We start from the raw sequence: 24337 nt of genomic DNA, 5'->3' as shown, positions 1-24337 counted from the left end.
TGTCCGATCATGGCGGCAAATACCTCAAACACCATTTCAGCGCTCACCGCTACACCGAGCAATACCGGTGGCAAAACCACACGCGATAACGGCAAAGCCGGCGCGGTGGAATTTGGCGCGCAATTACGTAATGAGCTGGGCAAGCAGCGCGAGCCGCAAGCCAGCGAAAGCCGTGAAAAGCCAGCGGCCGAGGCCGCAACTAAAGCCGAGCCAAAACCGGCAGAAAACCAGGCGGCCAAGCCGGCGGATAAAGCCGCCAACCAAGTCGCCGCCAATGAGTCAAGCCCGGCTGAGCAAGCGGTTGCAGCAGCTAATACGGTGGTAGATCCGAATGTAGCCGCCTTGCTGGCCGCGGCCAATTTGCAAGCGCTGAATAAAAACCTACCACAGCTCAATCCGGCGACTCAAACTGAGGCTGCAAACGATTTGGCTGGCGAAGCCGGCGCTTTGAATCTGCTGGGCGCAAATGGTTTGCCCGCCAACCCTGAAGCCGCGCAGACTGAGGAACCTAGCCTGAATGCGGCAGTCAATGGCTTACTCAATGGCCAAAATCAACGCCCGCAGCAAGGTGATGCAGCGGCAAAGATTGCCGTTGAGGCGGGCAATGGATTGCCGCTAAACGGGGCTGCGGCAAAAGGGGAGCAAGCCGGTTTGGGCGAGTTTAGCCAGCAATTACAAACCGCGCTGCAGGCCGCGCCCGCGCCGGTGAATGCCAATCCGCAGCATCTACAAGCGGCGAGCCATAACACCGCTACGCCAGTGCCTAGCCATTATGTGGCTACGCCGGTGAATGATCCGCGCTGGGGCGATGCGGTGGCGCAGCGGGTGAGTCTGATGCTGGGCAAGCAAGAACAGCAGATTCAAATGCAGCTTAATCCGCCTAATCTGGGGCCGATGGAAGTGCAGCTGAATCTGGGGGGCGAGCAGGCGAGCGTGGTGTTTACTTCGCAGCAAGCCGCCGTGCGTGAGGCTTTGGCGGCGGCCACACCGAAGCTGACGGCGCTGCTCGCCGATCAGGGGATTGTGCTCAATAATGTGCAGGTGGCATCGGAATCTTTACAGCAGCAACAGCAAAACGCTTTTGCCCAGCAGCAAAGCCAGCAACGGCAGTCATCCGGACAGCCTGCGCTGCCTTATGGTCAGTTGGACGCCGCGAATGGCACTCAAGTACTTGATCGGGTGATTAATTTAAGCGATGTGCGGGTACCTGGCGGTAGTACGCGAGTGAGTCTATTTGTCTAGTTTTGCAATGTGTTACCTGAAAAATGCTTGCTTAGCGCTTGTTTTATAGTATCTTTTGCAGTAGTGGTCGAAAATGCCTCAGCATCGCTGGGGTATTTTTGCATTCGACCAAACGACCAGTTTCATCCTTTTGCTTCATGAGGCAGTAATCTATGTCTGACGCCAAAGCAGCAGCGCCTGCGGATGCCGCGCCAAAGCCCAAGAAAAACATCCTGCTGATTATCGTGATCGCCCTGTTGGTGTTGATTCTGGTCGTGGGTGGATTGCTGGCCTTCTTCATCCTGCGCACCCCGGCCGAAGGGCATGCCGATGAAGCGGTGGCCGAAGCCAATGCGGCCGCTGAGGCAGAAAAGAAAGAAAAAGAGAAAAAGAAAAAAGAGAAGGAAAAAGAAGGTCATCACGCTCCTGTATTTGACAAGCTGCAAGATCAGCCCTTTACCGTCAATCTGGCGGGTGATACGGGCGCCGTACTGCAAGTGCAAATCATGGTTGAGCTGGCCGAAGAGGCCGACAAGCAGCGCCTGAAAGATTTCCAGCCCAAGGTGCTCGATGCCGTGGGCCGTTTGCTGCGCTCGAAAAACTTGGAAGAAATCAAAACCGCGAAGGGGCAGGAAGACCTCGCCCGCGAAATTCGCGAGCAACTAAACGTCATTCTGGAGGCGGAAGCCAAGGATGAAGGGGTGTTGAGCGTGAACTTCACGCAGTTCTTTTATCAAGAAAATTGATAAGAGCTCGATAAGTAGTTAAGCAAAGGCAGATAGAGCGAAAACATGGCTGACGATATTCTTTCCCAGGAAGAAGTCGACGCGCTGCTGCGGGGGGTAACGGGCGAGCAGGACGAGGTCGAAGAGGAAATCGACCCGCATGCGGTCCGTGACTACGACATTGGCCGGCAGGAACGGATCGTTCGTGGCCGGATGCCGACGCTCGAGATTATCAACGAGCGTTTTGCCCGTAATTTGCGCATTGCCTTGTTTAATTTCATGCGCCGCAATGCCGAGATTAGCGTCGGCCCAGTGCGGGTACAGAAATACAGCGAATTTATCCGCAATCTGGTGGTGCCCACCAATCTGAACATGATCCACATGAAGCCGCTGCGCGGCACGGGTCTGTTTATTTTTGATCCTGATTTCGTGTTTCTGGTGGTCGACAATCTGTTCGGCTCGGATGGTCGCTACCATGTGCGGGTAGAAGGGCGTGATTTTACGCCAACTGAGCAGCGCATTATTCAGCGACTGTTGGATGTGGTGTTTGAAGAATTCCAGAAGGCCTGGCAGCCGGTGTTCGAGTGCGAGTTTGCCTATGTGCGCTCGGAGATGAATACCCAGTTTGCCAATATTGCGACCCCCACTGAGGTGGTGGTGGCATATACCTTCAAGATCGAGCTGGGTGCGGGCGGTGGTGACTTCCACGTTTGCTTCCCGTATTCGATGTTGGAGCCGATTCGCGATTTGCTCTACAGCAGTATGCAGGCCGACCGGATCGAGGCTGACAATCGCTGGACCAATCTGATGCGCAAGCAGGTGCAGCATGCTGAGGTCGATCTGGTGGCCACGCTGGGGGAAACCAAAATCACCCTCGGCGACATCCTGAGTTTAAAAACCGGCGATGTGATTCCGTTGGATATCCCCGAAATCATTACCGCCACCGTGGACAGTGTGCCCGTGCTGGAGTGCACCTATGGTATTCTTCACAAGCAATACGCCCTGAAAGTGCAAAAGCTGATGAGTACAGCCGAATCACTGAGCGGGCAGGAAGACGAATCGCACGAGGAAGGCCATGGCTGACGAAAACAATCCAGCAGAAGAAAATCCAGAAGACATCATGGATGACTGGGCGGCAGCGCTGGCAGAGCAAGAAGTTGCCGATAGCAGCGGCGCCACCGGAGGCGGCAGCGATGCCCAGCCGGCTAATATTTTCCAATCGTTTGACGCTAACGCCGTTCCGGCCGGGGCTCCGAATAATATCGATATGATTCTCGATATTCCGGTGGCGCTGACGGTTGAGCTGGGCCGCACTAAAATCGCGATCCGCAATCTATTGCAGCTGGCACAGGGCTCGGTGGTTGAGCTTGATGGCTTGGCGGGTGAGCCGATGGATGTGTTGGTGAATGGCTGTCTGATTGCCCAGGGCGAGGTGGTGGTGGTGAATGAAAAATTCGGTATCCGCCTCACCGATATCATTACTCCAGCCGAGCGGATTCGCCGCCTGCATAAATAAACCGATGCGTATTTTGCCAATTTTAGTGAGCGGCAGCCTTAGCGGGCTGCCGTTGTCCGTTTGGGCCGCCGCCAGCGGCCCTGCCTTAGCCAGCAGCTCGCCGAGTGGCGTTGGCTCTTTGCTGCAGGTGATGCTGGCGCTGGGCTTTATTCTGTTGCTGATTGTGGGGGCGGCGTGGCTGGTGCGCCGATTCTCGCTCTTGCCGCAAGGTTTGCAGGGGCCATTGAAAGTCGTGTCTGGGGTGATGGTGGGCCCGCGTGAGCGGGTAGTAGTAGTGCAGGTGGGTGGCCAATGGCTGGTGCTGGGTGTGACTAGCCAGCAAATCAACCTACTGCACACGCTGAGTGAGCCACCAGAATTGCCCGCCGCAACGCCGGTGGCGCCGGCTTTTGCCCAGTGGCTGCAGGCGGCACTGGCCAAGCGCGGCCTGAATACCAAGCCGGATGGAGGCTCTGATGCGCGCTGATCGTGCTCGCTTATTGCTAATACTACTGCTGGGTATATTGTCCCCCGCCTTGTTGGCGAACGAGCCGGCAGGTATACCCTTTATGACTTCAACGCAAACCGCGGGAGGGACGGCCTATTCGCTGCCGATTCAAACCCTGCTGTTTATGACCGCGCTGGGGTTTATTCCGGCCATCTTGCTGATGATGACCGCCTTTACCCGCATTGTGATTGTGTTATCGCTGCTGCGCCAAGCGCTGGGTACCATGCAAAGCCCGCCCAATCAGGTGATTGTGGGGCTGTCTTTATTCCTGACTTTTTTTGTGATGTCGCCGGTGTTCGACAAAATCTACACCACGGCTTATCAGCCCTATAGCGCCAACCAGATCAGCTTTAACGAAGCGCTGGATAAAGGCGCGGTGCCGCTCAAAGACTTTATGCTCAAGCAAACCCGGCAAAAAGATCTGGCCTTCTTTCTCGAGGTGTCGGGGGCCAAAGCGCCGCAAGGGCCGGAAGATGTGAGCTTGCGGGTGTTGGTGCCGGCTTTTGTGACTAGCGAGCTGAAAACCGCGTTTCAGATTGGGTTTATGGTGATTATTCCTTTCCTGATTATTGATCTGGTGGTGGCCAGTATCTTGATGGGGATGGGGATGATGATGGTTTCGCCCGTGATGATTTCCTTGCCCTTCAAGCTGATGTTGTTTGTGCTGGTTGATGGCTGGACACTGCTGATGGGCTCGCTGGTGCAAAGCTTTTACGTGGGAGGCTAGCGCATGAGCCCGGAAATGGTCGTCACCCTGCTGCAAAAAGCCATGGAAGTGATGGTGCTGTTGTGTGGACCGGTGTTGCTGGCCACGCTGGTGCTGGGTTTGTTGGTGAGTATTTTTCAGGCCGCCACCCAGATCAATGAGGCCACACTGTCGTTTATCCCTAAGCTACTGGTGGCCTTTGTGGTGCTGGTGCTGGCCGGGCCATGGATGCTGGAGCTGATCATGGATTACACCATTCGCCTGTATCAGAGCATTCCGCAAGTGATTGGCTAAATGTGGGTTGTTACACAGGCGCAAATCGAGCTCTGGCTGGCGCTATTCTGGTGGCCATTTCTGCGCATTCTCGGCCTGATGCTGGCCGATCCGTTTTTCTCTAGCCGCCGTATTCCTATCCGCGTGCGGGTGCCTTTGGCGATTGCACTGGCCATTGTGGTGGCGCCAGCGCTGCCGCCTATGCCCAGTGTGCCGGTGGTGTCGCCCGATGGCATGCTGATTGCCATGCGCGAGCTGCTGGTTGGGGTAGCGATGGGCTTTGTAATGCGGCTGACCTTTACCGCGGTGGAAATGGCCGGGCATCTGGCTGGTTTGCAGATGGGGTTGGGTTTTGCCTCATTTTACGATCCGCAAAATGCCAGCAATACGCTGGCGGTGGCGCAGCTCTTAAGTCTATTAATGCTGTTGATGTTTCTGGCAGTAAACGGCCATTTGCTGATGCTACGCATCTTGCTGGAAAGTCTGATCCAGCTGCCGGTGGGGCAGGTGCAATTGAATGCGCGGGGTTTTGAGCTGTTGGCGCTGTATGGCGGGGTGATTTTTCGCACCGGAGTCTTGCTGTCTTTGCCGGTGCTGGCAGTCTTGCTGATCACCAACCTGGCCATCGGGGTAATGACCAAGGCCGCGCCGCAACTGAACGTTTTTGCGATTGGTTTCCCGCTCACCTTGGGAATTGGCTTTGCGGCCTTATATTATTCTTTGCCCCTGTTGGGGCCGCAAATCGAGACCTTGCTCGCCACCAGCAGCAAGGTGATTGCCCAGATTTTGCAGGCCTTTGGTCAGCCCAAATAAACCCGCTCATATCCTCTGGCAATCAGGCCCATTGAAAAATGCAATACCCGAGTGGTTTAATCGGGTATTGGCCTCTGATATAATTTCACCCTGAATACACATTGAGAGATCCTCATGAGCGCAACGATTGCCGACGTGCAAAGCAGCCCCGATGTGCGCAACATCGCCATCAATAAAGTGGGCGTGAAATCGATCCGTCACCCGATCAAGGTCGCAGACCGGGCCGATGGCGTCCAGCACACGGTGGCCACCTTTGATATGTATGTGTACCTGCCGCAGCATTTCAAAGGCACCCACATGTCGCGCTTTCTGGAAATCCTCAATAGCCGCGAAAAAGAAATCTCGGTGGAAGCGCTGGAAGACATGGTGCGCGAGATGTGCGACAAGTTAGAGGCCGATTCAGGCTATCTGGAAATGCGTTTCCCATTCTTCATCAACAAAACCGCGCCGGTGTCTGGCGTGCAAAGCCTGATGGATTATGAAGTCGCCCTGATTGGCGAGCTGAAAAATGACGTCTTTACCCAGCGCCTGAAAGTGCTGGTGCCGGTAACCAGCCTGTGCCCATGTTCGAAAAAAATCTCGGCCTATGGCGCGCACAATCAGCGCTCACATGTCACCGTGGATGCGGTGCTGGGCGAGCATATCTGGATCGAAGAAATCGTGACCTTGGTTGAGCAGCAAGCCTCGTGCGAGCTGTTTAGCTTGCTTAAGCGCACCGATGAAAAATACGTGACCGAGCGCGCGTATGATAATCCGAAGTTTGTCGAAGACATGGTGCGCGACGTGGCCGCCAGCCTGAATGCCGAGCCGCGGATTGTGGCCTATGTGCTGGAGGCGGAAAACTTTGAGTCGATTCACAATCATTCGGCGTATGCCCTGATCGAACACGACAAACGCCGCTAAATTCACTGGGCTGCTGCGCCATTGCATTTTGGATTCAGCCGGTGCTCGACATCCTCATGGACGTCATGCCCATTCCGGTGTCTGCACTCCGTGTGAATCCCAAACTGCGCTGGCTCGCTAGCCCATTGAGCTTAGCTTGGTATTCATTGTGAAGTATCATCAACATCTTCAAAGGCTCCTTAGGAGCCTTTTGTTTTGGAGTGGGCGATATGTATATCATTTTGATTGGGTATTTGTTTGTTGTGATTATGATGTCGCTCGGGGCGGGGAGTATTACCGTCGGGCTCTTTTATTTCATATTCTTGGCGGTATTACCTACCTGGGGTATTTTGGCTTTGCGCCGCAGTGTGCAACGAGGCAAAGCGGCCCGCGCGGCCGACCTCGCCGCGCGTGAGGCCGCTCGCCAAGCTGCGCTTGAGACCGGCGCCGCCAGCGACAATCCCCCAAGCGACAAATCCGCAGGGGCTTGAGATGAGCCAGCCCGTGGTGACGCTCATGACCGAGCGGCTGATTTTGCGCGATTGGCGCGCTAGAGATTTGCCGGCCTTTGCGGCCATGAGTGCCGATCCAGACGTGATGCGTTATTTTCCAGCATTGCTGAGCCCTAGTGAAAGTGAAGCCTATATCTCATTATTTCGCGAACGTTTGCATGAACATGGCTGGGGCTTTTGGGCGCTGGAGTTGCGCGACAGCGGTGAATTTATCGGTATGACGGGGCTAAATATCCCGCGTGTAGCGCTGCCGTTTATGCCCTGCGTGGAAATCGGCTGGCGACTGGCAAAGCCGTACTGGGGGCAAGGGCTGGCGTGTGAGGCCGCGACCGCCGCGCTGGAGTTTGGCTTTACGCAATTGAATCTGGATGAAATCGTGTCGTTTACCGCGCTGAGTAATCAGCGCTCGCAAGCCTTGATGCAGCGCCTTGGTATGCAGCTCGATGCGGCGGGCGAGTTCGACCATCCGGTCTTAGCGGCCGATCATCCACTGCGGCGGCATTGCTTGTATCGCTTGCAGAAAGAACAATTTATCAGGGGTATATAAACAAAGGCCAATCAATGATTGGCCTTTATGCTGATACCTGCCGATGTATCCGGCGACGCGCGCTTAGTGCGGCATAAAGTGATGCACCAGCGCAATCGGCATCGCCCCGGCTACCATCAGCAGTACCTGGTGTAGGGTGTCTTTGATGTGCGGACGTTTGTGCAAGGTCGGGATTAAATCGGCAATCGCCACATAAATCAGGCTAGCCGCACCGAGCGCCAGCAAATAGGGCTGCGCAGTTTCCACCACGCTGAGCGAGAAATACGCCAGCAAACCACCAGCCAGCGCCGCCAGCGATGAGAGCAAATTAAACAGCAGCGCCTTGGCCTTGCTATAGCCCGAATGCAGCAGCACGATAAAATCGCCGACTTCTTGCGGGATTTCGTGGGCAATAATCGCCACGGCGGTGGCAATGCCAACCGAGGTATCGGCCATAAACGCCGCCGCAATCACCGCGCCATCCAAGAAATTATGCAGCGTATCGCCGACCATAATCATCATGCCGGCGCGGCCATGCTCGCTGCCATGGCTGTGCCCGTGCCCGTGCCCGTGCGAATGACCGTGATGTTCGCTATGTTGGTGTTCGTGCGCGCTACCCGCTAATTCTTCACACGCCTCGTGATGGCAATGCCGCCAAATCACCAGCTTTTCCATGATGAAAAAGATAAAAATCCCGAGCAAAATCGTGACCGAAATTGCTTCCGGGCTGGCGTGTGGCGCATGTTCAACCGCTGCCTGTACGGTTTGGGAGGCCGCATGCTGCACGTCAGTCAACAATGACAGCTCGCTCGCGCCATGCGCGTGACCCTCATGTCCGCCATGCGCCCCGAAGGCGTGCGGCAAAATCTCTAGAAATACCGCCGCCAGCAGAGCGCCCACGGCGAAAGAAACCAGTTTGGGAATCCAGTGTGGCTTGGCTAAATACGCCATCGCCGCGGCGGCCAATACGCTGAGCACGCTGCCCAGCAGGCTCATGGTAATGATCCAGCTTAATGTCGACATCGGTAAAAATCCTGCAGATGCAACACTGTATCATAAAAAGCTTGTGCTCGGCATGAGAAAGGTTCTCATCTTCGCTAGGTTTGCTTTGCATGCGGGCGAGGCTACGCATTTGAGCGACATGCGGGCGCTAGGCTTTGACAAGCTAGCTCGGCATATTTAATCCTCAGTGTTTGATAGCACGGGGGTGCAAGATGGGTTTTGTGATGGGCACCTTGGTGCATACCAAGGACGGTTTGCGAGCGATCGAGTCGTTGCAAGTCGGGGACTGGGTATTGGCGAAGGATGAATCCGGTCAGGGTGATACGGCCTATAAGCGGGTACTGAAAACGCTTCGTTTTGAAGACAAGGAAATTTGGTATCTTCAATTTGGCTGGATGCGATCATGCGATAAACCACAGCCATAGGCATGGAAAGGTTTTCTGACTTGCACCCGAAATCACCCCTTCTGGGTTCGTGGGCGCTGCGAGCAACAAGCAGGTGGTTTGGAGCTGCTTGTATTCGATGAATACACGCCACATGATGTGTGGCGCCGCGCCGACCTGCTCGAACCCGGCATGGTGCTTGAGTTGGCCAATGGTGATTTGGTTGTGGTGACCAAATCGCTTTATCTGGCGCAGACCGAAAAGGAACAAGTGGGCTTTATCCAAGGAAATGGAGCTCCCGAGGCTTGGCAATATGATCTGGATGGCCGCTTGGTTGAGTTTGGCCCAGCAGGACCAACGACCGATATGCGGATATTCCCAGAGTTGGTGTACAACGAAGCACTGGAAGGTAAGGGCGACGAATTCGAGTTTCCGGTGTACCGTACGACGGCGTACAACATCGAGGTCGAAGACTTTCACAGCTACTACGTCGGCGAGATGGGTGTTTGGGTGGTGAGTGCAAATTGATCAGTCGGTCATAGATCTGAGGTGGGCAAGCCTGGTGGTTGTGTATCGCATGGCTTGTCGCGCTATTTGATTCGAGTACAGGAATTCATATGCCGTTTCTTTTGGAAAACGAGATCGAGGCCCGAATGGGCGAGCGCAGAGATGATCCGCTGCAACCTTGCGGATTAATTGCAGGTACTGTGGTGCATACCGCGCAGGGCTTAAAGCACATCGACGAGATTCAGGTTGGTGAGTTAGTACTGGTGTTGAGCGAGCAGAGCCAAGCGCCGTCGTATCAGCCCGTCAAGACCGTTTCTGTGACTGATGCACAGGCAATCTGGGTGGTGAAGTACACGCTGGCGGCCGAAGATCATTTGAAGAAAGACAAACCGATTCATCATCTGTATGTTACGGCCAAGCACTCTTTCTGGGTCAATGGCCGCGGATGGATGGAAGCGGCTGAGTTAAGCGCCGATCTGGATCTGCTATTGCCCACTGGCGGCATCGGGACGGTGCAACAAGTCTGGCCGGTGTGGCGCACGCCTGTGGCGGGTTTAGGCTGGGTCAGAACGGATATTCTGGGCATGCCCGATGCCACCGAGGCACATATCGTTGATTTTCGCGATGGATGTAATCTTTGGTCTTATCCATTGTTTCGACAATGGGAGGCTGTAGTGCCATTTTCGGGATTTGGTAATGAAGATACATCCATTTTTGATCATGAAGGTATGTGGGAAATTCACAGAAGCCTAGACCGTACCTTGAGACAGCCGGTCTATCATCTGGAGCTTGCAGATGGGCAGGGCTATTGTGTCGGTGAAGCTGGGGTTTGGGCGGGGCAATACGTGAAAGTGGCGAGCTAGTTTGTAATGAAAAAGGGCGCATCAGTGCCCTTGGTTTTTCGGTAAGAATGAATTATTCCAGCCAAATCAAACTTGCCAAACGCCCTGTTTGCCCATCGCGGCGATAGCTGAAGTAGGTTTCAGCTTGCGTCACCGTACATTGGTCACCACCATAAATCGCAGTAATACCCAGGGTATGTAATCGCTGGCGCGCCAATAGATAGATATCCGCCAGCCATTTACCCCCACCTTGTGTCACAAAAGCTTGCTCGGCTTGTGCATCGATGGCCATAAAAGCCGCGCGCACTTCGTCGCCGACTTCAAAGGCGCTCGGGCCGATGGCGGGGCCGAGCCAGACGAGGATCTCGCTGGCGGGGCAATCCATTTTGGCGACTGTGGCTTCAATCACTCCATGACACAAACCGCGCCAACCCGCGTGCGCTGCGGCGACCACGGTGCCGGCACGGTCGCAAAACAGTAGTGGCAGACAATCGGCGGTCATCACCACGCTCACCACGCCCGGCGTGCGGCTGTAGCTGGCATCCGCATCCACCGGCTGGGTGATGGCGGCCGCATCGACTACCGCCACCCCGTGTACCTGATTGAGCCAGCGGGGCTGGCTGCCGCAGGCGGCGGCCACGATGGCACGATTGGCCGCAACCTGCTGCGGATCATCGCCCACGTGCTGGCCTAAATTCAGGCTGGCATAGGGCGGCAGGCTGTGGCCGCCCAGCCGCGTGGTTTGCAGGGCGCGCACACGGGCCGGGGCTGGCCAGTTGGGGGTGTAGAAGGCAGGCGTGGGATTATTCACGGGTGTAGATCACTTCGCAGTCGTGGTCGTCATCTTCGTCATCATCATCTTCGTCGGCATCATTGGCCATGGCCAATTCGGCGCGCAAAGTGCCGATCAGCTGTTCCAGATCGAATGGCGTTGGCGCTTTCCATTCCATGGTTTTGCCAGTCACCGGATGCACGAGCGAGAGTTTGCGCGCATGCAGGGCTTGCCGATTGAGTTCTTCCAGCGCCAGTCGCACCTCGGGCGAGATATCCAGCCGTGGCGGGGTGCCATAAACCGGGTCGGCCGCTAGGGCGTGTTTCAGGTGCGCCATATGCACGCGAATCTGGTGCGTGCGGCCGGTTTCCAGGCGGCATTCAATCAGGGTGTAGCCAGCAAATTTTTCCAGCACCAGATAATGGGTGATCGATTCTTTGCCGCTGTGAATCACGGCCATTTTGGTGCGATCTTTCGGGTGGCGGCCAATGGGCGCATCCACAGTGCCATCGCGGCGAATTTCGCCACTGGCCACCGCCAGATAGTGGCGTTTTACCGTGCGCTCTTGCAGTTGCTTCACCAGATGGTTTTGCGCTTGCAGCGTGCGCGCCACCACCATCAAGCCGCTGGTGTCCTTATCCAGCCGGTGCACAATGCCAGCGCGTGGAATGCTGCGCACTTCGGGGTAGTGAAACAGCAGGGCATTTAATAGTGTGCCTTCCCAGTTGCCGTTGCCGGGGTGCACCACCAAGCCGGCTGGCTTGTTGATGATCAGCAGCGCTGCATCTTCATATAGCACTTCCAGTGGCAGATCTTCGGCCACATACGCCACTTCATTGGGATCGGGCTGAATGGAGACGGTGAGCGTTTCACCGCCCCAGAGCTTGGTTTTGGTGGTGGCGGGGGCGCCATCGAGCAAAACCTGTCCGTCTTTAATCCAGCCGGCCATGCGTGAGCGGGAGAAATCAGGCAAAATCTTCGCCAGCGCCGCGTCGAGCCGGGTGCCAGCTAGGTCGGCGGGCACAGTCAGCACACGGGTGTCTGCGAAGTCGTTATAATCGTCGAGTTCAATATCGGATTGCATCATGAATAAGATTCTACCTCGAATCCTCGTTTCTGCCTTGCTGATCGGTTTAGTGGCAGGTTGTGCCAGCACCGGCAGCACCAACGATGAAACGAAAAACTGGTCGGCGGACAAGCTGTTCAATGAAGCTAAATCCGAGCAGGCCAGCCGCAATTTCACTAAATCGAATCAATTATTCGAGCGGTTGGAAGCGCGTTTCCCATATGGTAAATATGCCCAGCAAGCCCAGCTGGAAACCGCCTACAACTATTACAAAGATCAGGAGCCCGCGCTGGCGCTGGCGGCAATTGATCGCTTTATGAAGCAAAACCCAACTCATCCAAGCCTGGATTACGCGATGTACCTGAAAGGGCTGGTGACGTTTAATGAGTCGCAAGGCTTCTTGTCGGTACTGTCTAAGCAAGATATGTCCGAGCGCGATCCCAAAGCGGCCAAAGAGTCATTCAATGCATTCCGTGAATTGGTCACCCGCTTTCCTGAAAGTAAATATGCCCGCGATGCCCAGCTGCGGATGGGGTATCTGATCGGCGCGCTGGCCAATTACGAATTGCACGTCGGCCGCTACTATTTCAAGCGCGGCGCGTATCTTGCCGCAGCCAATCGCGGCAAAGCGTTGATTGATAACTACAGCAATACCAAGCAAGTGGAAGGCGCGCTGGGGCTGATGTATCAGGCTTACGATAAGCTGGGCATGACCGATTATCGTGATGATGCTAAACGCGTGCTGCTGAAGAACTTCCCAAATAGCAAAGCGCATGAGCAGGAAGTAGCGAGCGACGCTTACTGGTGGGCGCCAATTTAAGTTGCTGAATCAAGCTTTTGTGCAATTAGATCAAAAATATTGCAGCAAAAGCTTGACGCGACTGAGATGCGTAACTATTATGTGCATCTCTTTTGGGGGTATAGCTCAGTTGGGAGAGCGCTTGCATGGCATGCAAGAGGTCAGCGGTTCGATCCCGCTTACCTCCACCAAAGAATACAAAGTGAGTGTGTGACAGCCTGACGAAGTTAGTTGTACGCAGTCCCCATCGTCTAGAGGCCTAGGACACCGCCCTTTCACGGCGATAACCGGGGTTCGAATCCCCGTGGGGACGCCAGTTTAGGCGGCCAGCACACATTGACTTACCAGTTAAGTCCCCATAGTTTAGCGGTTAGAACACTGCCCTTTCACGGCGGCGGCCGGGGTTCGATTCCCCGTGGGGACGCCACAATAAAAAAGACACCTGTGGGTGTCTTTTTTCATTTCTGCGTTGATTTTATCTACTGCTACGGCCTCAGGCGCTTGGTTCGCGCTGATGTTTATCGAATTCGATGCGGGCGTGGGCCAAACAGGCATAGAAATCGATCTGCAATTGCTGGCAGAGTGATAAACACTGCTCCAACTCATGCGTGATTTCGTGGCTCAAACGCTGATGCGTGAGCTGTTTGGTGCTGTTGCTGTTGTCGCTACTTGCCATGATGCCTACCTCTTGCGGGTTCGACGCGCACTACAGAGCATAAAACGTGCCATCGACGGATTACTGCTAACCGTTTTCCCAATTTATTGCACTGCACGATTTCTTGCTGCTGCCGTCGGTCATTTCGGCTTAGGTTATTTCATACAGGGTATGGGTATATCTATGTGCCTATCTATTCTATTGATTTTGATGGCTATACCTGCTGATTGCTAAATCTACTGCGCCGCTGTGTTGCTGCGGCTTTGCAACATGCTGGCTAACCGGGCGGAGCAGATGCTGGCGCGCACAGGCAAGTTTTGCCGCCTAGCTTTGCGCCGCCGGCAAAGCAACATGCCTGTCATCCAGCTTGTGTAGTGCCTTACGTGAAAATAATATGATGGTTTTTGCATAATTAAGGGGCAGGGGATGGACGAGCAGATGCAGAGCAATCGCTGGGCGATCCAGTTTCATGGACAAGGTGGCGAGTATTTCCGGATCTGGATTGTGAATCTGTTACTCAGCGTCCTCACCCTGGGCATATATTCGGCCTGGGCCAAAGTGCGGCGTTTGAAGTACTTTTATGGCAATACCGAGCTGGCTGGCTCACGCTTTGATTACACCGCGCAGCCGGTGAAGATTTTGATTGGTCGCCTGATTGCCTTTGCCTTCTTTGCCTTGTATGCCGTTGGCTCGAATCTGCATCCGTTACTGGGCGGGCTGTTTGGGCTGTTATTCCTGCTGGTGTTGCCATGGATGATCGTGCGCAGTATCCGGTTTAATCTGCGCCAAACCCGTTATCGCAATGTGCCTTTTGATTTTCATGGCACGGTGTGGGGCGCGGTCAAAAATTACCTGCTGCTACCGCTGTTGCTGATTCCTTCCCTAGGGCTGGCCTTGCCTTATGTGCAGCATCAGCAGTTCCGTTTTGTGGTGGATCATGCCAGCTTTGGCGATCAGCGCTTTAGCCAGCTGGGTTCGGCGGTGGGGGGCTACTATCGCGCGGCCTTGGCCGGCTTGGGCGTGATGCTGGTGGTGGGGCTGGGTTTTGCCTTTACTGCCGGCGCGACGATTTTTGGCGCGGGCGTGAATTTGAGCGAGCTGAATAAAAGCAATCCGGCGCTGCTGATCGCTGCGATTTTGCCGTTGGTGATTGGCTATATCGTGATGCTGGTCGGTTTTAGTGTGGTCGCAGCAGCCGTACGTTTGGCGCAGGCCAATTTTGGCTGGCGGCAAACCGCACTGGGGGCGGTGAGCTTTGATAGTCAGGCCAGCCCCTGGGCATATGGCGGCATGATGGCGTGGCGCTTGCCTTTGGTGGTGCTCACGTTCGGCCTTGCCTTGCCATGGTTAAAAGTGGCGCAAAGTCGCATGCGCCTGAATGGCATGAGCCTGCAAGCGCCAGAAGGGCTCAATCAATTTAATGCCGTAGTGCAAAATGCCGGCTCGGCGGTAGGCGCCGAAGCCACTGATCTTTTTGATGTGGATTTAGCGATCTAATGCTGAGCGCCAGCTATCTGGATGGGCATAGCAGCCACCTGTTTACGGTGCAATTAAGCCGCGTGGATGAGCACCTGCTAATCCTTGGCGAAGGTTGGGAACGGCAAGTGCCATTGGCGGCCTGCGCCCTAGAGCCCATCTTGGGCAATCTGCCAGCTCGGCTAAACCTGCCTGATGGGGCGGTGCTGGAGTGCCCGGCGGCACAGGCCTTGGCCGAATTACTCGGCCAAGGTCAGCAGCCACTGGCGCAACTGGAGGCGCGTTGGCGCTACAGTGTACTGGCGGTGTTGGGGATTGTGCTGGCGGCGGTGCTGCTTTATTGGCAAGGTATGCCGCTGGCCGCGCATCTGGCGGCCAAGCTCACCCCAGTGAAGCTCGAAGCCATGCTGGGTGAGGCCACCCTGGCTTCGCTGCCTAAGTTCGGGATTGGATTGCAACGCAGCCAGCTGCCGCCGGCACGCCAGCAGGCTTTGCAGCAGCGCTGGCAGGCACAAACGCAAGCGAGCCATTTTCCGTATCAGCTGCATTTTTATGATTTGTCCAGCGTAGGCGCCAATGCCTTTGCCTTGCCGGGTGGGCAAGTGGTGGTCACGGATCAGCTAGCCACGCTCTTGAGCGACGATGAAATTATCGCGGTCTTGCTGCATGAAATGGGGCATGTTGAGCGCCAACATGGGCTACGGAATGTCTATCAGGCGGCCGGTTTGGGCCTGATTGCCGCGGTGGTGCTGGGGGATGCGCCCAGTGCGGTGAGTAATGTTGCGGCCATGGCTGCGCTGGTGGTGCAACTGGGTTATACCCGCCAATTTGAACGCGAAGCGGATGAGTTCGCCGCCCAGCGCCTGCGCGCGCAAGGGAAATCGCCAGCTTTGCTGGCCGATGCGCTGGAAAAACTCGTCGGCAGCCAGCCTGCGCATACTGAAGTGCCCGAGCTACTGGCCACGCATCCGGCAACGGCAGAACGCTTGCGCACATTGCGGCAGCCTTGAGTCTCGGCGTAGGCTGCGATGAGCTAACTGCGGCGGCCTCAATCGTTGCAATTAAGTCAGCCACAAAAAAGCCACGGCATGCCGTGGCTTTTTTATTTACGCAGTGTCTGCGCTTATTTCTTGCGTTGTGGTGGCAGGTCGGTACACACGCCTTTGGCCACTTCGGCGGCCATACCAATCGACTCGCCCATGGTGGGGTGCGGGTGAATGGTTTTGCCGATGTCGACTGCATCCGCGCCCATTTCGATGCCCAAACACACTTCACCGATCATGTCGCCAGCGTGCGGGCCCACAATCGCGCCGCCGAGGATTTGGCCGTTTTCAGCGTCGAAAATCAGCTTGGTAAAGCCTTCATCACGACCATTGGCAATCGCACGGCCCGAAGCGGCCCATGGGAATACGCCCTTGGTGATCTTGATGCCTTCTTTCTTCGCTTGATCTTCGGTCAAACCCACCCAAGCCACTTCTGGATCGGTGTAGGCTACGCCTGGAATCACGCGCGCGTCGAAGTACGCTTTGTGATCCGCGGCGTTTTCCGCTGCCACGTGCGCTTCGTGTACGGCTTTGTGCGCCAGCATAGGTTGGCCCACCAAATCGCCAATCGCGAAGATGTGCGGCACGTTGGTGCGCATTTGCTTGTCTACGGCGATAAAGCCACGCTCGTCAACGATCACGCCAGCGTTTTCGGCGCCGATTTTCTTGCCGTTTGGAGAGCGACCAGTTGAATACAATACCAAGTCGTAGCATTGTGCTTCGGCAGGGGCTTTCGGGCCTTCAAACGTCACCCAGATGCCGTCTGCTTTTGGCTCAATGCTGGTGGTTTTCGATTGCAACATGATGTTGTCAAAACGGTGTTTATTCCAGTCTTGCCATACTTTCACCAAGTCACGATCCGCGCCTTGCATCAGGCCATCCGACAATTCAACCACGTCTAGACGCGCGCCCAGTGTTGAATACACCGTACCCATTTCCAGACCGATAATACCGCCGCCGATGATCAACATGCGTTTTGGAACAGATTTGAGTTCCAGCGCGCCCGTTGAATCAACGATGCGTGGATCGTTCGGAATGAACGGCAATTTCACCGCTTGCGAACCGGCCGCGATAATCGCTTTGGCAAACTTGATGACTTTCTTCTCGCCAGTCAGATCTTTGCCCGTGCCCGAAGTCAGTTGCACTTCGATGTGGTTGGCATCAAGGAAAGTACCGATACCGCGCACGTGCTCAACTTTACGCATTTTGGCCATACCCGCCAAACCGCCAGTGAGCTTGTTGATGACTTTTTCTTTGTAGCCACGCAGACCATCGATATCGACTTCTGGTTTGCCAAATTTGATCCCGTTGGAGGCCAAGTGGGCTACTTCATCGATCACCGCTGCATTGTGCAGCAAGGCTTTCGATGGAATACAACCCACGTTCAAGCACACGCCACCGAGTGAGCCATAACGTTCAACGATCACGGTTTTCATGCCCAAGTCAGCCGAGCGGAAAGCTGCAGAATAGCCGCCAGGGCCTGCGCCCAAGACCATCATATCCACTTCCATGTCCACCGCGCCAGCGTATTGGCCGGCCGCGGGTGCAACAGTTGGGGCAACTGCAGGCGCAGCGGCAGGTGCGGCCGCCGGAGCTGGGGCAGCAGCGGCAGGGGCTGGCGCAGCGGCGCTCGCGGCCACTTCCACGATGGCGATCACGCTGCCTTCTGACACTTTGTCGCCGACGGCGACTTTCATTTCTTTGATCACGCCGGCGTGAGTGGCGGGCACTTCCATGGTCGCCTTGTCGGTTTCCAGGGTGATCAGACTTTCTTCAACGGCGATGGTATCGCCGGCTTTCACAAAGACCTCGATGATGGCCACATCGCTATGGCCGCCGATATCGGGTACTTTCAGTTCGATTGTATTGCTCATTTTTTGTCCTGTGAGGTCAAGGGTATGAGGTGGGAGCAATTGTGGGTATTGCTCTGTAGAGCAATACCCCGGCTCTCACGCCTCGCAGAATTAGAGAATCAAGCGGCGAACGTCGCTGAGCAATTTGCCCAGATACACGGTGAAGCGACCCGCTTGCGCGCCATCGATCACGCGGTGATCGAACGACAGCGACAGTGGGCACATCAGCCGTGGTGCAAACTCTTTGCCGTTCCACACTGGTTTGATTTGCGATTTGCACACGCCCAAGATCGCGACTTCTGGTGCATTCACGATTGGGGTGAAGCTGGTGCCGCCGATGCCGCCCAAGCTTGAAATCGTGAACGTCGCGCCTTGCATATCGGTTGGCTTGAGTTTGCCTTCGCGTGCTGCGAGCGACAATTCGGTCAACTCTTTGCAAATCTCTTTCAGGCCTTTCTTGTCGGCGTCTTTGATCACCGGAACCACCAAGCCATTTGGCGTGTCGGCCGCAAAGCCGATGTGGTAGTACTGTTTCAGCACCAGATTGTCGCCATCGAGCGATGAATTCATTTCTGGGAAGGCTTTCAGCGCTTCAGCCGCAGCCTTGATGATGAAGGCCAATGGGCTGATCTTCAGGCCTGATTTTTCCCACTCTTTGCCCACTTGCTTGCGGAATTCTTCCAGCTCGGTGATATCGCACTCGTCGTTGAATGTAACGTGCGGGATAACCACCCAGTTGCGGTGCAAGTTCGCGCCAGAAATTTTCTTGATGCGTGACAATGGCTTGGTTTCGATCGGGCCAAATTTGGCGAAATCGACTTTTGGCCATGGCAACAGATCCAGGCCACCGCCCAGTGAGGCAGCTGCTGGTGCAGAACCTGCTGCGAAGGAAGAAGCCACTGCGCTGGTCATCACCGATTTCACGAAGGACTGAACGTCTTCGTGCAAGATGCGGCCTTTCGGGCCTTTACCGGCTACTTTGCTCAAATCCACGCCCAATTCGCGCGCAAATTTACGCACTGATGGTGAAGCGTGCGCTTTGTTGAAGTTCGCTTCGTCAAACTTAGCTGGCGCAGACGCGACTGCTGCTGGCGCTGCTACTGGAGCTGCTGCGGCTGGAGCCGCTGCAACGGGCGCTGCTACCGGAGCAGGGGCGGCGACTGGAGCCGGCGCTGCCGCAGGCGCAGCTGCTGCCGCGCTAGAGCGCACGGTCAGTACCAAAGCGCCTTGTGCGACTTTATCGCCAACTTTTACGGCGATGCTTTCAACTACGCCGGCCGCCGTTGATGGCACTTCCATGCTGGCTTTGTCAGATTCCAGCGTAATCAGGCCGTCGTCAATCGCGATGGTGTCGCCCACTTTGACATTGACTTCAATCACTTCCACTGCGTCGAAATTGCCGATATCCGGCACATGCACTTCAACCAGCGCTGCAGCGGCAGGCGTAGCCGCAGGTGCTGGTGTAGCGGCTGGTGCTGCTGCCGGAGCCGCCGCAGCAGCTGGGGCAGGGGCGGCGGCAGCCGCACCCACTTCAAGCAACAGGACAACATCGCCTTCTGAGGCTTTGTCGCCGACTTTGATCTTCATTTCTTTTACGACACCGCCTTCGGTGGCCGGCACTTCCATGGTGGCTTTGTCTGTTTCGAGGGTGATCAGTGATTGTTCTTTTTCGATGGTGTCGCCAGCCTTGACGAACACTTCAATGACTTCAACGCCCGCGTGGCCGCCGATGTCCGGGATTTTCAATTCAATAATATTGCTCATGTCTGAATCCTGTGAGGTGGGGGTATTGCCCGCCGTTGCTCATTCAGCCTGCCAGAGAAGGGTATACCCCGGCAGGCTGGTCTCACTTAACCTATTACACGGTCCATGGTGCTGGACGGTCGGTGCGGATGCCATACTTGGCAATCGCCTCGGCCACTTTCGCTGCTGGCAGCTGGCCTTCGTCGGCCAGTGCTTTCAGCGCAGCTACCGCTACGTGGTAACGATCTACCTCAAAGAAGCTGCGCAGTTCCGAGCGGCTGGCTGAGCGACCGAAACCATCGCAACCCAGCACGACAAAGCGGTTCGGAACGTATTCGCGAATCTGGTCGGCATAAGTGCGTTTGTAGTCGGTAGCAGCAATCACTGGACCTTGCGCGTCTTTCAGGCACTCGGTCACATAAGGCACGCGTGCTGGTTCGGTTGGGTTCAGATAGTTGTGGCGGGTGGCGGCCATACCGTCACGACGCAGTTCGTTAAAGCTTGGCGCTGACCAAATGTCGGCATCAATGCCGAAATCGTTTTTCAGCAGATCGGCTGCCGCGATCACTTCGCGGAAGATGGTACCCGAGCCCATCAGCTGAACTTTCAGCTTGCCGGCTTCGCCTTGTTTGAATTTGTACAGACCTTTCAGAATGCCCGCTTCTGCACCCGCCGGCATGGCTGGATGGGTGTAGTTTTCGTTCATGACTGACAGGTAGTAGTAGATGTTCTCTTGGTCTTGGTACATCCGGCGCATACCGTCTTGCACAATCACCGCCAGCTCGTAAGCGAAGGTTGGATCGTACGATACGCAGTTCGGAATAAACTCGGCAAACAGGTGGCCATGACCATCCTGGTGTTGCAGACCTTCACCATTCAGCGTGGTGCGACCGGCGGTACCACCAACCAAGAAGCCGCGTGCGCGCAAATCGCCGGCGGCCCAAGCCAGGTCACCAATCCGTTGGAAACCGAACATCGAGTAGTAGATGTAGAACGGAATCATGGTGTGGCCGTGATTCGCGTAGGCTGTTGCGGCGGCGATCCAATCTGACATCGCGCCAGCTTCGTTAATCCCTTCTTGCAGGATCTGACCGGTTTGCGACTCTTTGTAGAACATCAGTTGGTCGGCATCTTGTGGCTCGTACAGCTGACCTACGTGTGACCAGATGCCCAATTGACGGAACATGCCTTCCATACCGAAGGTACGGCTTTCGTCTGGAACGATCGGCACGATACGTTTACCGATTTGTTTGTCTTTCACCAGGGTGTTCAGCAAGCGCACGAAGGCCATGGTGGTCGACATTTCGCGCTCGCCAGAGCTTTCCAGCAGGGCTTTGAAAGCGTCCAGTGGTGGCACTTCCAGTGGCTCATTCACCGGTTTACGCGATGGGATAAAGCCGCCCAGTGCTGCGCGACGTTCCATCATGTATTTGTATTCCTGGCTGTCTTCGCTTGGGCGATAGAACTTGCACGCTTTGGCTTCTTCGTCAGTCAGTGGTACGTTGAAGCGATCACGCAGGTGCAGCAGATCGTCGTCGCCCAGTTTTTTGGTGTTGTGCGCGGTGTTTTGTGATTCGCCTGCAGCGCCCACACCGAATCCTTTAACGGTTTTAACCAGCAAGAGGGTTGGTTGACCTTTGTGTTCTACTGCGGCTTTGTAGGCTGCGTAAACTTTAAACAGGTCGTTACCACCGCGAGTCAGTTTCCAGATGTCGTCATCGGTCATGCTGGCAACGAGGTCGAGCAGCTCTGGGTATTTGCCAAAGAAATGCTCACGCACGTAGGCGCCGTTTTTCGATTTGTAGGTCTGGTATTCACCATCGACCACTTCCATCATGCGTTTTTGCAGCAGGCCTTTCTTGTCTTGGGCCAGCAGCGCATCCCAGCCTGAACCCCAAATCACTTTCACGACATTCCAGCCTGAACCGCGGAAATCGCCTTCCAGCTCTTGAATGATCTTGCCGTTACCACGCACTGGACCATCCAGACGCTGCAAGTTGCAGTTGATCACGAAAATCAGGTTGTCCAGTTTTTCACGGCCAGCCAGAGAGATCGCGCCCAGTGATTCTGGTTCGTCCATCTCGCCGTCACCGCAGAAGCACCATACTTTACGATCGCCTTTTTGTTTGAAGCCGCGATCGTCGAGGTATTTCATAAAGCGAGCTTGGTAGATCGCCATCAGCGGACCCAGACCCATTGATACGGTCGGGAATTGCCAGAAATCGGGCATCAGCCATGGGTGTGGGTAAGACGACAGACCGTCACCATCCACTTCGCGGCGGAATTTATTCAGTTGCTCTTCGCTGATCCGGCCTTCCAGATAGGCGCGGGCATACATCCCCGGGGCAGAGTGGCCTTGGAAATACACCAAGTCACCACCGTGGTTTTCATTGGCCGCATGCCAGAAGTGGTTCCAGCCCACATCGTACAAGGTGGCTGCCGAGGCAAACGATGAAATGTGGCCGCCTGGTTCGGCTGCATCACGATTGGCTTTCGCTACCATCGCAGCGGCATTCCAGCGGGTGTAGGCCAGTACACGCTCTTCCAGCGTTGGATTGCCGGGGTGTTTGGCTTGCAGGTGTGCCGGGATCGTGTTGATGTACGCCGTAGTGGCGGTGTAGGGGATATTTACACCGTCTTGACGGGCTTGATCTACCAGTTTTTCCACCAGGAAGTGGGCGCGCTCGGCACCCTCAGCTGCGATGACGCCTTGCAGCGCATCCAGCCATTCTTTGGTTTCAAGTGGATCATGGTCATGAATCTGATCTGCCATCGTATATCTACCTTGTGAGTGGGTTATTTTGAAATCACACTGGGTCTTGTCCGGTTCATGTGGCCGGACAGTAGTGGCGCAGGGTTTGCCTGCGCCCTGTTTTTAGCGCGGTGTATTGCGTTTGAAATAGTTAATCAGGCCATTGGTGGACGAATCGTGTCCTACGGTCAGGCCTGGGGTGGTCAGATCGGTTTCAATCAGCTTTGCCAGCTGTTTGCCTAGCTCGACACCCCACTGGTCATAGGAGTTGATATTCCAGACCGTGCCTTGCACAAACACTTTGTGTTCATACAGAGCAATCAGGGCGCCCAAACGACGTGGTGTCAGGCGTTGCATCAGAATGGTGGTGGTGGGGCGATTGCCCTCGAAAATCTTATGCGCCACCAGTTTTTCTTGTGCTTCACCCACAATGCCCAGCTTGGTCAGCTCGGCGCGCACTTCGCTTTCGTTTTTTCCGCGCATGAAGGCTTCGGTTTGCGCGAAGAAATTCGCCATCAGAATCGTGTCGTGCGGCTCTGGCACGTCGGGATGCTCGATGGTGGCGATAAAATCGATCGGCACCAGCTCGGTACCTTGATGCAGCAGCTGATAATAAGCGTGCTGGCCGTTAATGCCGGTATCACCCCAGACAATCGGGCCGGTCGCGTAATCCACACGATTGCCATCCAAATCAATCGACTTGCCGTTGGATTCCATATCCTGCTGTTGCAGATAGGCCGGGAAGCGATACAGACACTGGTTGTACGGTGAAATCAGCTGAGTTTTGCTATTGAAGAAATTGCAATACCACACGCCCAACATGCCCATGATGACGGGCAGATTTTGCTCCAGCGGTTTGGTTTTGAAATGCTCATCCATGGTGTACGCACCATGCAGCAAATCTTGGTAATTGTGTTTACCCAGATAGATGGCAATCGCCAGGCCGATGGCTGACCACAGCGAGTAGCGGCCGCCGACCCAATCCCAGAATTCGAACATATTGTCGAGCGAGATCCCGAATTCGGAAACAGCCTTGCTGTTGGTCGATACCGCCACAAAATGCTTGGCAATGTGAGCTTCGTTGCCCACCCGCTCCAAGAACCATTTGCGCGCGGTGCGGGCGTTGGTCATGGTTTCCTGTGTGGTGAAGGTTTTCGATGCAACGATAAACAGCGTGGTTTCTGGGTTGAGCTTTTTCAGCGTCGAAACAATCTGATCGCCATCCACGGTCGAAACAAAATGCATATTCAGGCGCGCATGGCCGTATTCTTTCAGCGCATGGCACACCATCAAGGGGCCCAGATCCGAGCCGCCAATGCCGATATTGACGATATCGGTGAAGGCTTTGCCGGTGTAGCCCACGCGCTCGCCTGAGCGAATTTGATCCGAGAAGAGGAACATCTTCTCTTTCACCGCATTCACTTTCGGCATTACGTCCTCGTCATCGACGATTAGCGGATTTTTATCCAGATTACGCAGCGCCACGTGCAAAACCGCACGGTTTTCGGTGATGTTGATCTTCTCGCCGGCAAACATCTGCTTGATACGGTTTTCCAGCCCACTTTGGCGCGCCAGATCCATCAAGAGACGCATCGTGGTTTCGTTAACCCGGTTCTTCGAGTAATCGAAGAACAGACCGCCGGTTTCCAGTGAAAACCGCTCAAAACGCTGTGGATCTTCGGCGAACATATCGCGCATGTGCAGCGGCTGGATTTGCTGGAAATGCTCAGCCAGCGCCTGCCAGGCAGGCGAAGAAGTCAGTTTCGACATCGACTCGTTTCCT

At 55.3% G+C, this 24337-nt stretch carries 25 protein-coding genes and 3 tRNA genes; 20 read left to right on the top strand and 8 right to left on the bottom strand.

The window, feature by feature from the left end; genetic code table 11:
* Positions 1–9: 9 nt before the first annotated feature.
* The 11 genes from QV747_RS13395 to QV747_RS13345 all read left to right on the top strand — a co-directional run bounded on the left by QV747_RS13395 (position 10) and on the right by QV747_RS13345 (position 7682).
* Positions 10–1242: a flagellar hook-length control protein FliK gene (locus tag QV747_RS13395; protein ID WP_273431633.1), complete on the top strand. Its 1233-nt coding sequence runs from the start codon at positions 10–12 to the stop codon at positions 1240–1242.
* A 152-nt stretch (positions 1243–1394) separates the two neighbouring features.
* Positions 1395–1967, top strand: coding sequence for a flagellar basal body-associated FliL family protein (locus QV747_RS13390; RefSeq protein ID WP_051258836.1), 573 nt, complete (start codon positions 1395–1397; stop codon positions 1965–1967).
* 45 nt (positions 1968–2012) lie between these two features.
* Positions 2013–3029, top strand: coding sequence for a flagellar motor switch protein FliM (fliM, locus tag QV747_RS13385; RefSeq protein ID WP_028449580.1), 1017 nt, complete (start codon positions 2013–2015; stop codon positions 3027–3029).
* Positions 3022–3462 (top strand): flagellar motor switch protein FliN, encoded by a 441-nt coding sequence (gene fliN / locus QV747_RS13380; protein ID WP_273431631.1) that lies wholly within the window; start codon positions 3022–3024, stop codon positions 3460–3462. Before fliM ends, fliN begins: the two co-directional genes overlap by 8 nt.
* A gap of 4 nt (positions 3463–3466) precedes the next feature.
* A complete protein-coding gene (gene fliO, locus QV747_RS13375; RefSeq protein ID WP_273431630.1) occupies positions 3467–3928 on the top strand; it encodes a flagellar biosynthetic protein FliO in 462 nt (153 codons plus the stop codon).
* Positions 3918–4676, top strand: a complete 759-nt coding sequence (gene fliP, locus QV747_RS13370; protein ID WP_273431628.1) for a flagellar type III secretion system pore protein FliP — start codon at positions 3918–3920, stop codon at positions 4674–4676. Before fliO ends, fliP begins: the two co-directional genes overlap by 11 nt.
* A 3-nt stretch (positions 4677–4679) precedes the next feature.
* A complete protein-coding gene (fliQ, locus tag QV747_RS13365) occupies positions 4680–4949 on the top strand; it encodes a flagellar biosynthesis protein FliQ (RefSeq protein WP_028449576.1) in 270 nt (89 codons plus the stop codon).
* Positions 4950–5741, top strand: a complete 792-nt coding sequence (gene fliR, locus QV747_RS13360) for a flagellar biosynthetic protein FliR (RefSeq protein ID WP_047390836.1) — start codon at positions 4950–4952, stop codon at positions 5739–5741.
* 114 nt (positions 5742–5855) lie between these two features.
* Complete coding sequence (gene folE2 / locus QV747_RS13355; protein ID WP_273431627.1) at positions 5856–6644, top strand: GTP cyclohydrolase FolE2; 789 nt, start codon at positions 5856–5858, stop codon at positions 6642–6644.
* Positions 6645–6853: 209 nt separating this feature from the next.
* Positions 6854–7114 carry a hypothetical protein gene (locus tag QV747_RS13350; RefSeq protein ID WP_273431626.1) on the top strand — a complete coding sequence of 87 codons (261 nt, stop codon included), beginning with the start codon at positions 6854–6856 and terminating at the stop codon, positions 7112–7114.
* Position 7115: 1 nt separating this feature from the next.
* Complete coding sequence (locus QV747_RS13345) at positions 7116–7682, top strand: GNAT family N-acetyltransferase (protein ID WP_273431625.1); 567 nt, start codon at positions 7116–7118, stop codon at positions 7680–7682.
* A gap of 63 nt (positions 7683–7745) precedes the next feature.
* Here the strand turns inward: QV747_RS13345 and QV747_RS13340 are convergent, their stop codons facing one another.
* The gene (locus QV747_RS13340; RefSeq protein ID WP_273431624.1) at positions 7746–8684 is read right to left on the bottom strand and encodes a ZIP family metal transporter; all 939 of its coding nucleotides are present in this window, start codon (positions 8682–8684) and stop codon (positions 7746–7748) included.
* 191 nt (positions 8685–8875) lie between these two features.
* On the opposite strand from QV747_RS13340, the gene QV747_RS13335 reads away from it, so the two are divergent.
* The 3 genes from QV747_RS13335 (at position 8876) to QV747_RS13325 (ending at position 10416) form a co-directional block, all read left to right on the top strand.
* Entirely contained in the window at positions 8876–9088 is a 213-nt protein-coding gene (locus QV747_RS13335; protein WP_273431622.1) for a polymorphic toxin-type HINT domain-containing protein, read from the top strand.
* Positions 9089–9166: 78 nt separating this feature from the next.
* Positions 9167–9574, top strand: a complete 408-nt coding sequence (locus QV747_RS13330) for a hypothetical protein (RefSeq protein WP_273431620.1) — start codon at positions 9167–9169, stop codon at positions 9572–9574.
* Between the two features lie 89 nt (positions 9575–9663).
* On the top strand, positions 9664–10416 hold the full coding sequence (locus QV747_RS13325) for a Hint domain-containing protein (RefSeq protein WP_273431617.1): 753 nt from the start codon (positions 9664–9666) through the stop codon (positions 10414–10416).
* Between the two features lie 52 nt (positions 10417–10468).
* Here QV747_RS13325 and pgeF read toward each other — a convergent pair whose 3' ends face one another.
* Positions 10469–11206, bottom strand: coding sequence for a peptidoglycan editing factor PgeF (gene pgeF / locus QV747_RS13320; protein ID WP_273431615.1), 738 nt, complete (start codon positions 11204–11206; stop codon positions 10469–10471).
* On the bottom strand, positions 11199–12254 hold the full coding sequence (gene rluD, locus QV747_RS13315; RefSeq protein WP_273431613.1) for a 23S rRNA pseudouridine(1911/1915/1917) synthase RluD: 1056 nt from the start codon (positions 12252–12254) through the stop codon (positions 11199–11201). The genes pgeF and rluD overlap by 8 nt, the downstream gene beginning before the upstream one ends.
* Here rluD and QV747_RS13310 point away from each other — a divergent pair.
* The 4 genes from QV747_RS13310 to QV747_RS13295 all read left to right on the top strand — a co-directional run bounded on the left by QV747_RS13310 (position 12253) and on the right by QV747_RS13295 (position 13459).
* On the top strand, positions 12253–13053 hold the full coding sequence (locus QV747_RS13310) for an outer membrane protein assembly factor BamD (protein ID WP_081986337.1): 801 nt from the start codon (positions 12253–12255) through the stop codon (positions 13051–13053). The two genes, rluD and QV747_RS13310, sit on opposite strands and share 2 nt — an antisense overlap.
* A gap of 94 nt (positions 13054–13147) precedes the next feature.
* Positions 13148–13223 (top strand) — tRNA-Ala (locus tag QV747_RS13305).
* Positions 13224–13272: 49 nt separating this feature from the next.
* Positions 13273–13348: transfer RNA gene (locus QV747_RS13300), tRNA-Glu, on the top strand.
* A gap of 36 nt (positions 13349–13384) precedes the next feature.
* Positions 13385–13459 (top strand) — tRNA-Glu (locus QV747_RS13295).
* 66 nt (positions 13460–13525) lie between these two features.
* Here QV747_RS13295 and QV747_RS13290 read toward each other — a convergent pair.
* Complete coding sequence (locus tag QV747_RS13290; RefSeq protein ID WP_028449568.1) at positions 13526–13708, bottom strand: hypothetical protein; 183 nt, start codon at positions 13706–13708, stop codon at positions 13526–13528.
* Between the two features lie 405 nt (positions 13709–14113).
* Here QV747_RS13290 and QV747_RS13285 point away from each other — a divergent pair, with 405 nt between their 5' ends.
* Together QV747_RS13285 and QV747_RS13280 are read left to right on the top strand one after the other, a co-directional pair.
* Positions 14114–15184, top strand: a complete 1071-nt coding sequence (locus tag QV747_RS13285) for a YjgN family protein (protein ID WP_273431609.1) — start codon at positions 14114–14116, stop codon at positions 15182–15184.
* Positions 15184–16173, top strand: a complete 990-nt coding sequence (locus tag QV747_RS13280; protein WP_273431607.1) for a M48 family metallopeptidase — start codon at positions 15184–15186, stop codon at positions 16171–16173. Before QV747_RS13285 ends, QV747_RS13280 begins: the two co-directional genes overlap by 1 nt.
* Before the next feature lie 113 nt (positions 16174–16286).
* Here QV747_RS13280 and lpdA read toward each other — a convergent pair whose 3' ends face one another.
* The 4 genes from lpdA to pgi form a co-directional block, all read right to left on the bottom strand.
* Complete coding sequence (gene lpdA / locus QV747_RS13275; protein ID WP_273431606.1) at positions 16287–18080, bottom strand: dihydrolipoyl dehydrogenase; 1794 nt, start codon at positions 18078–18080, stop codon at positions 16287–16289.
* Positions 18081–18170: 90 nt separating this feature from the next.
* Positions 18171–19823, bottom strand: a complete 1653-nt coding sequence (gene aceF, locus QV747_RS13270; protein ID WP_273431604.1) for a dihydrolipoyllysine-residue acetyltransferase — start codon at positions 19821–19823, stop codon at positions 18171–18173.
* Between the two features lie 94 nt (positions 19824–19917).
* Positions 19918–22575, bottom strand: a complete 2658-nt coding sequence (gene aceE / locus QV747_RS13265) for a pyruvate dehydrogenase (acetyl-transferring), homodimeric type (RefSeq protein ID WP_028449564.1) — start codon at positions 22573–22575, stop codon at positions 19918–19920.
* Positions 22576–22677: 102 nt separating this feature from the next.
* Complete coding sequence (gene pgi / locus QV747_RS13260; RefSeq protein WP_028449563.1) at positions 22678–24324, bottom strand: glucose-6-phosphate isomerase; 1647 nt, start codon at positions 24322–24324, stop codon at positions 22678–22680.
* Positions 24325–24337: the final 13 nt, after the last annotated feature.

Source organism: uncultured Chitinibacter sp., assembly GCF_945957625.1.
GTDB classification, from domain to species: Bacteria; Pseudomonadota; Gammaproteobacteria; order Burkholderiales; family Chitinibacteraceae; genus Chitinibacter; species Chitinibacter tainanensis.
This window is presented reverse-complemented; position numbering and strand designations above follow the sequence as displayed.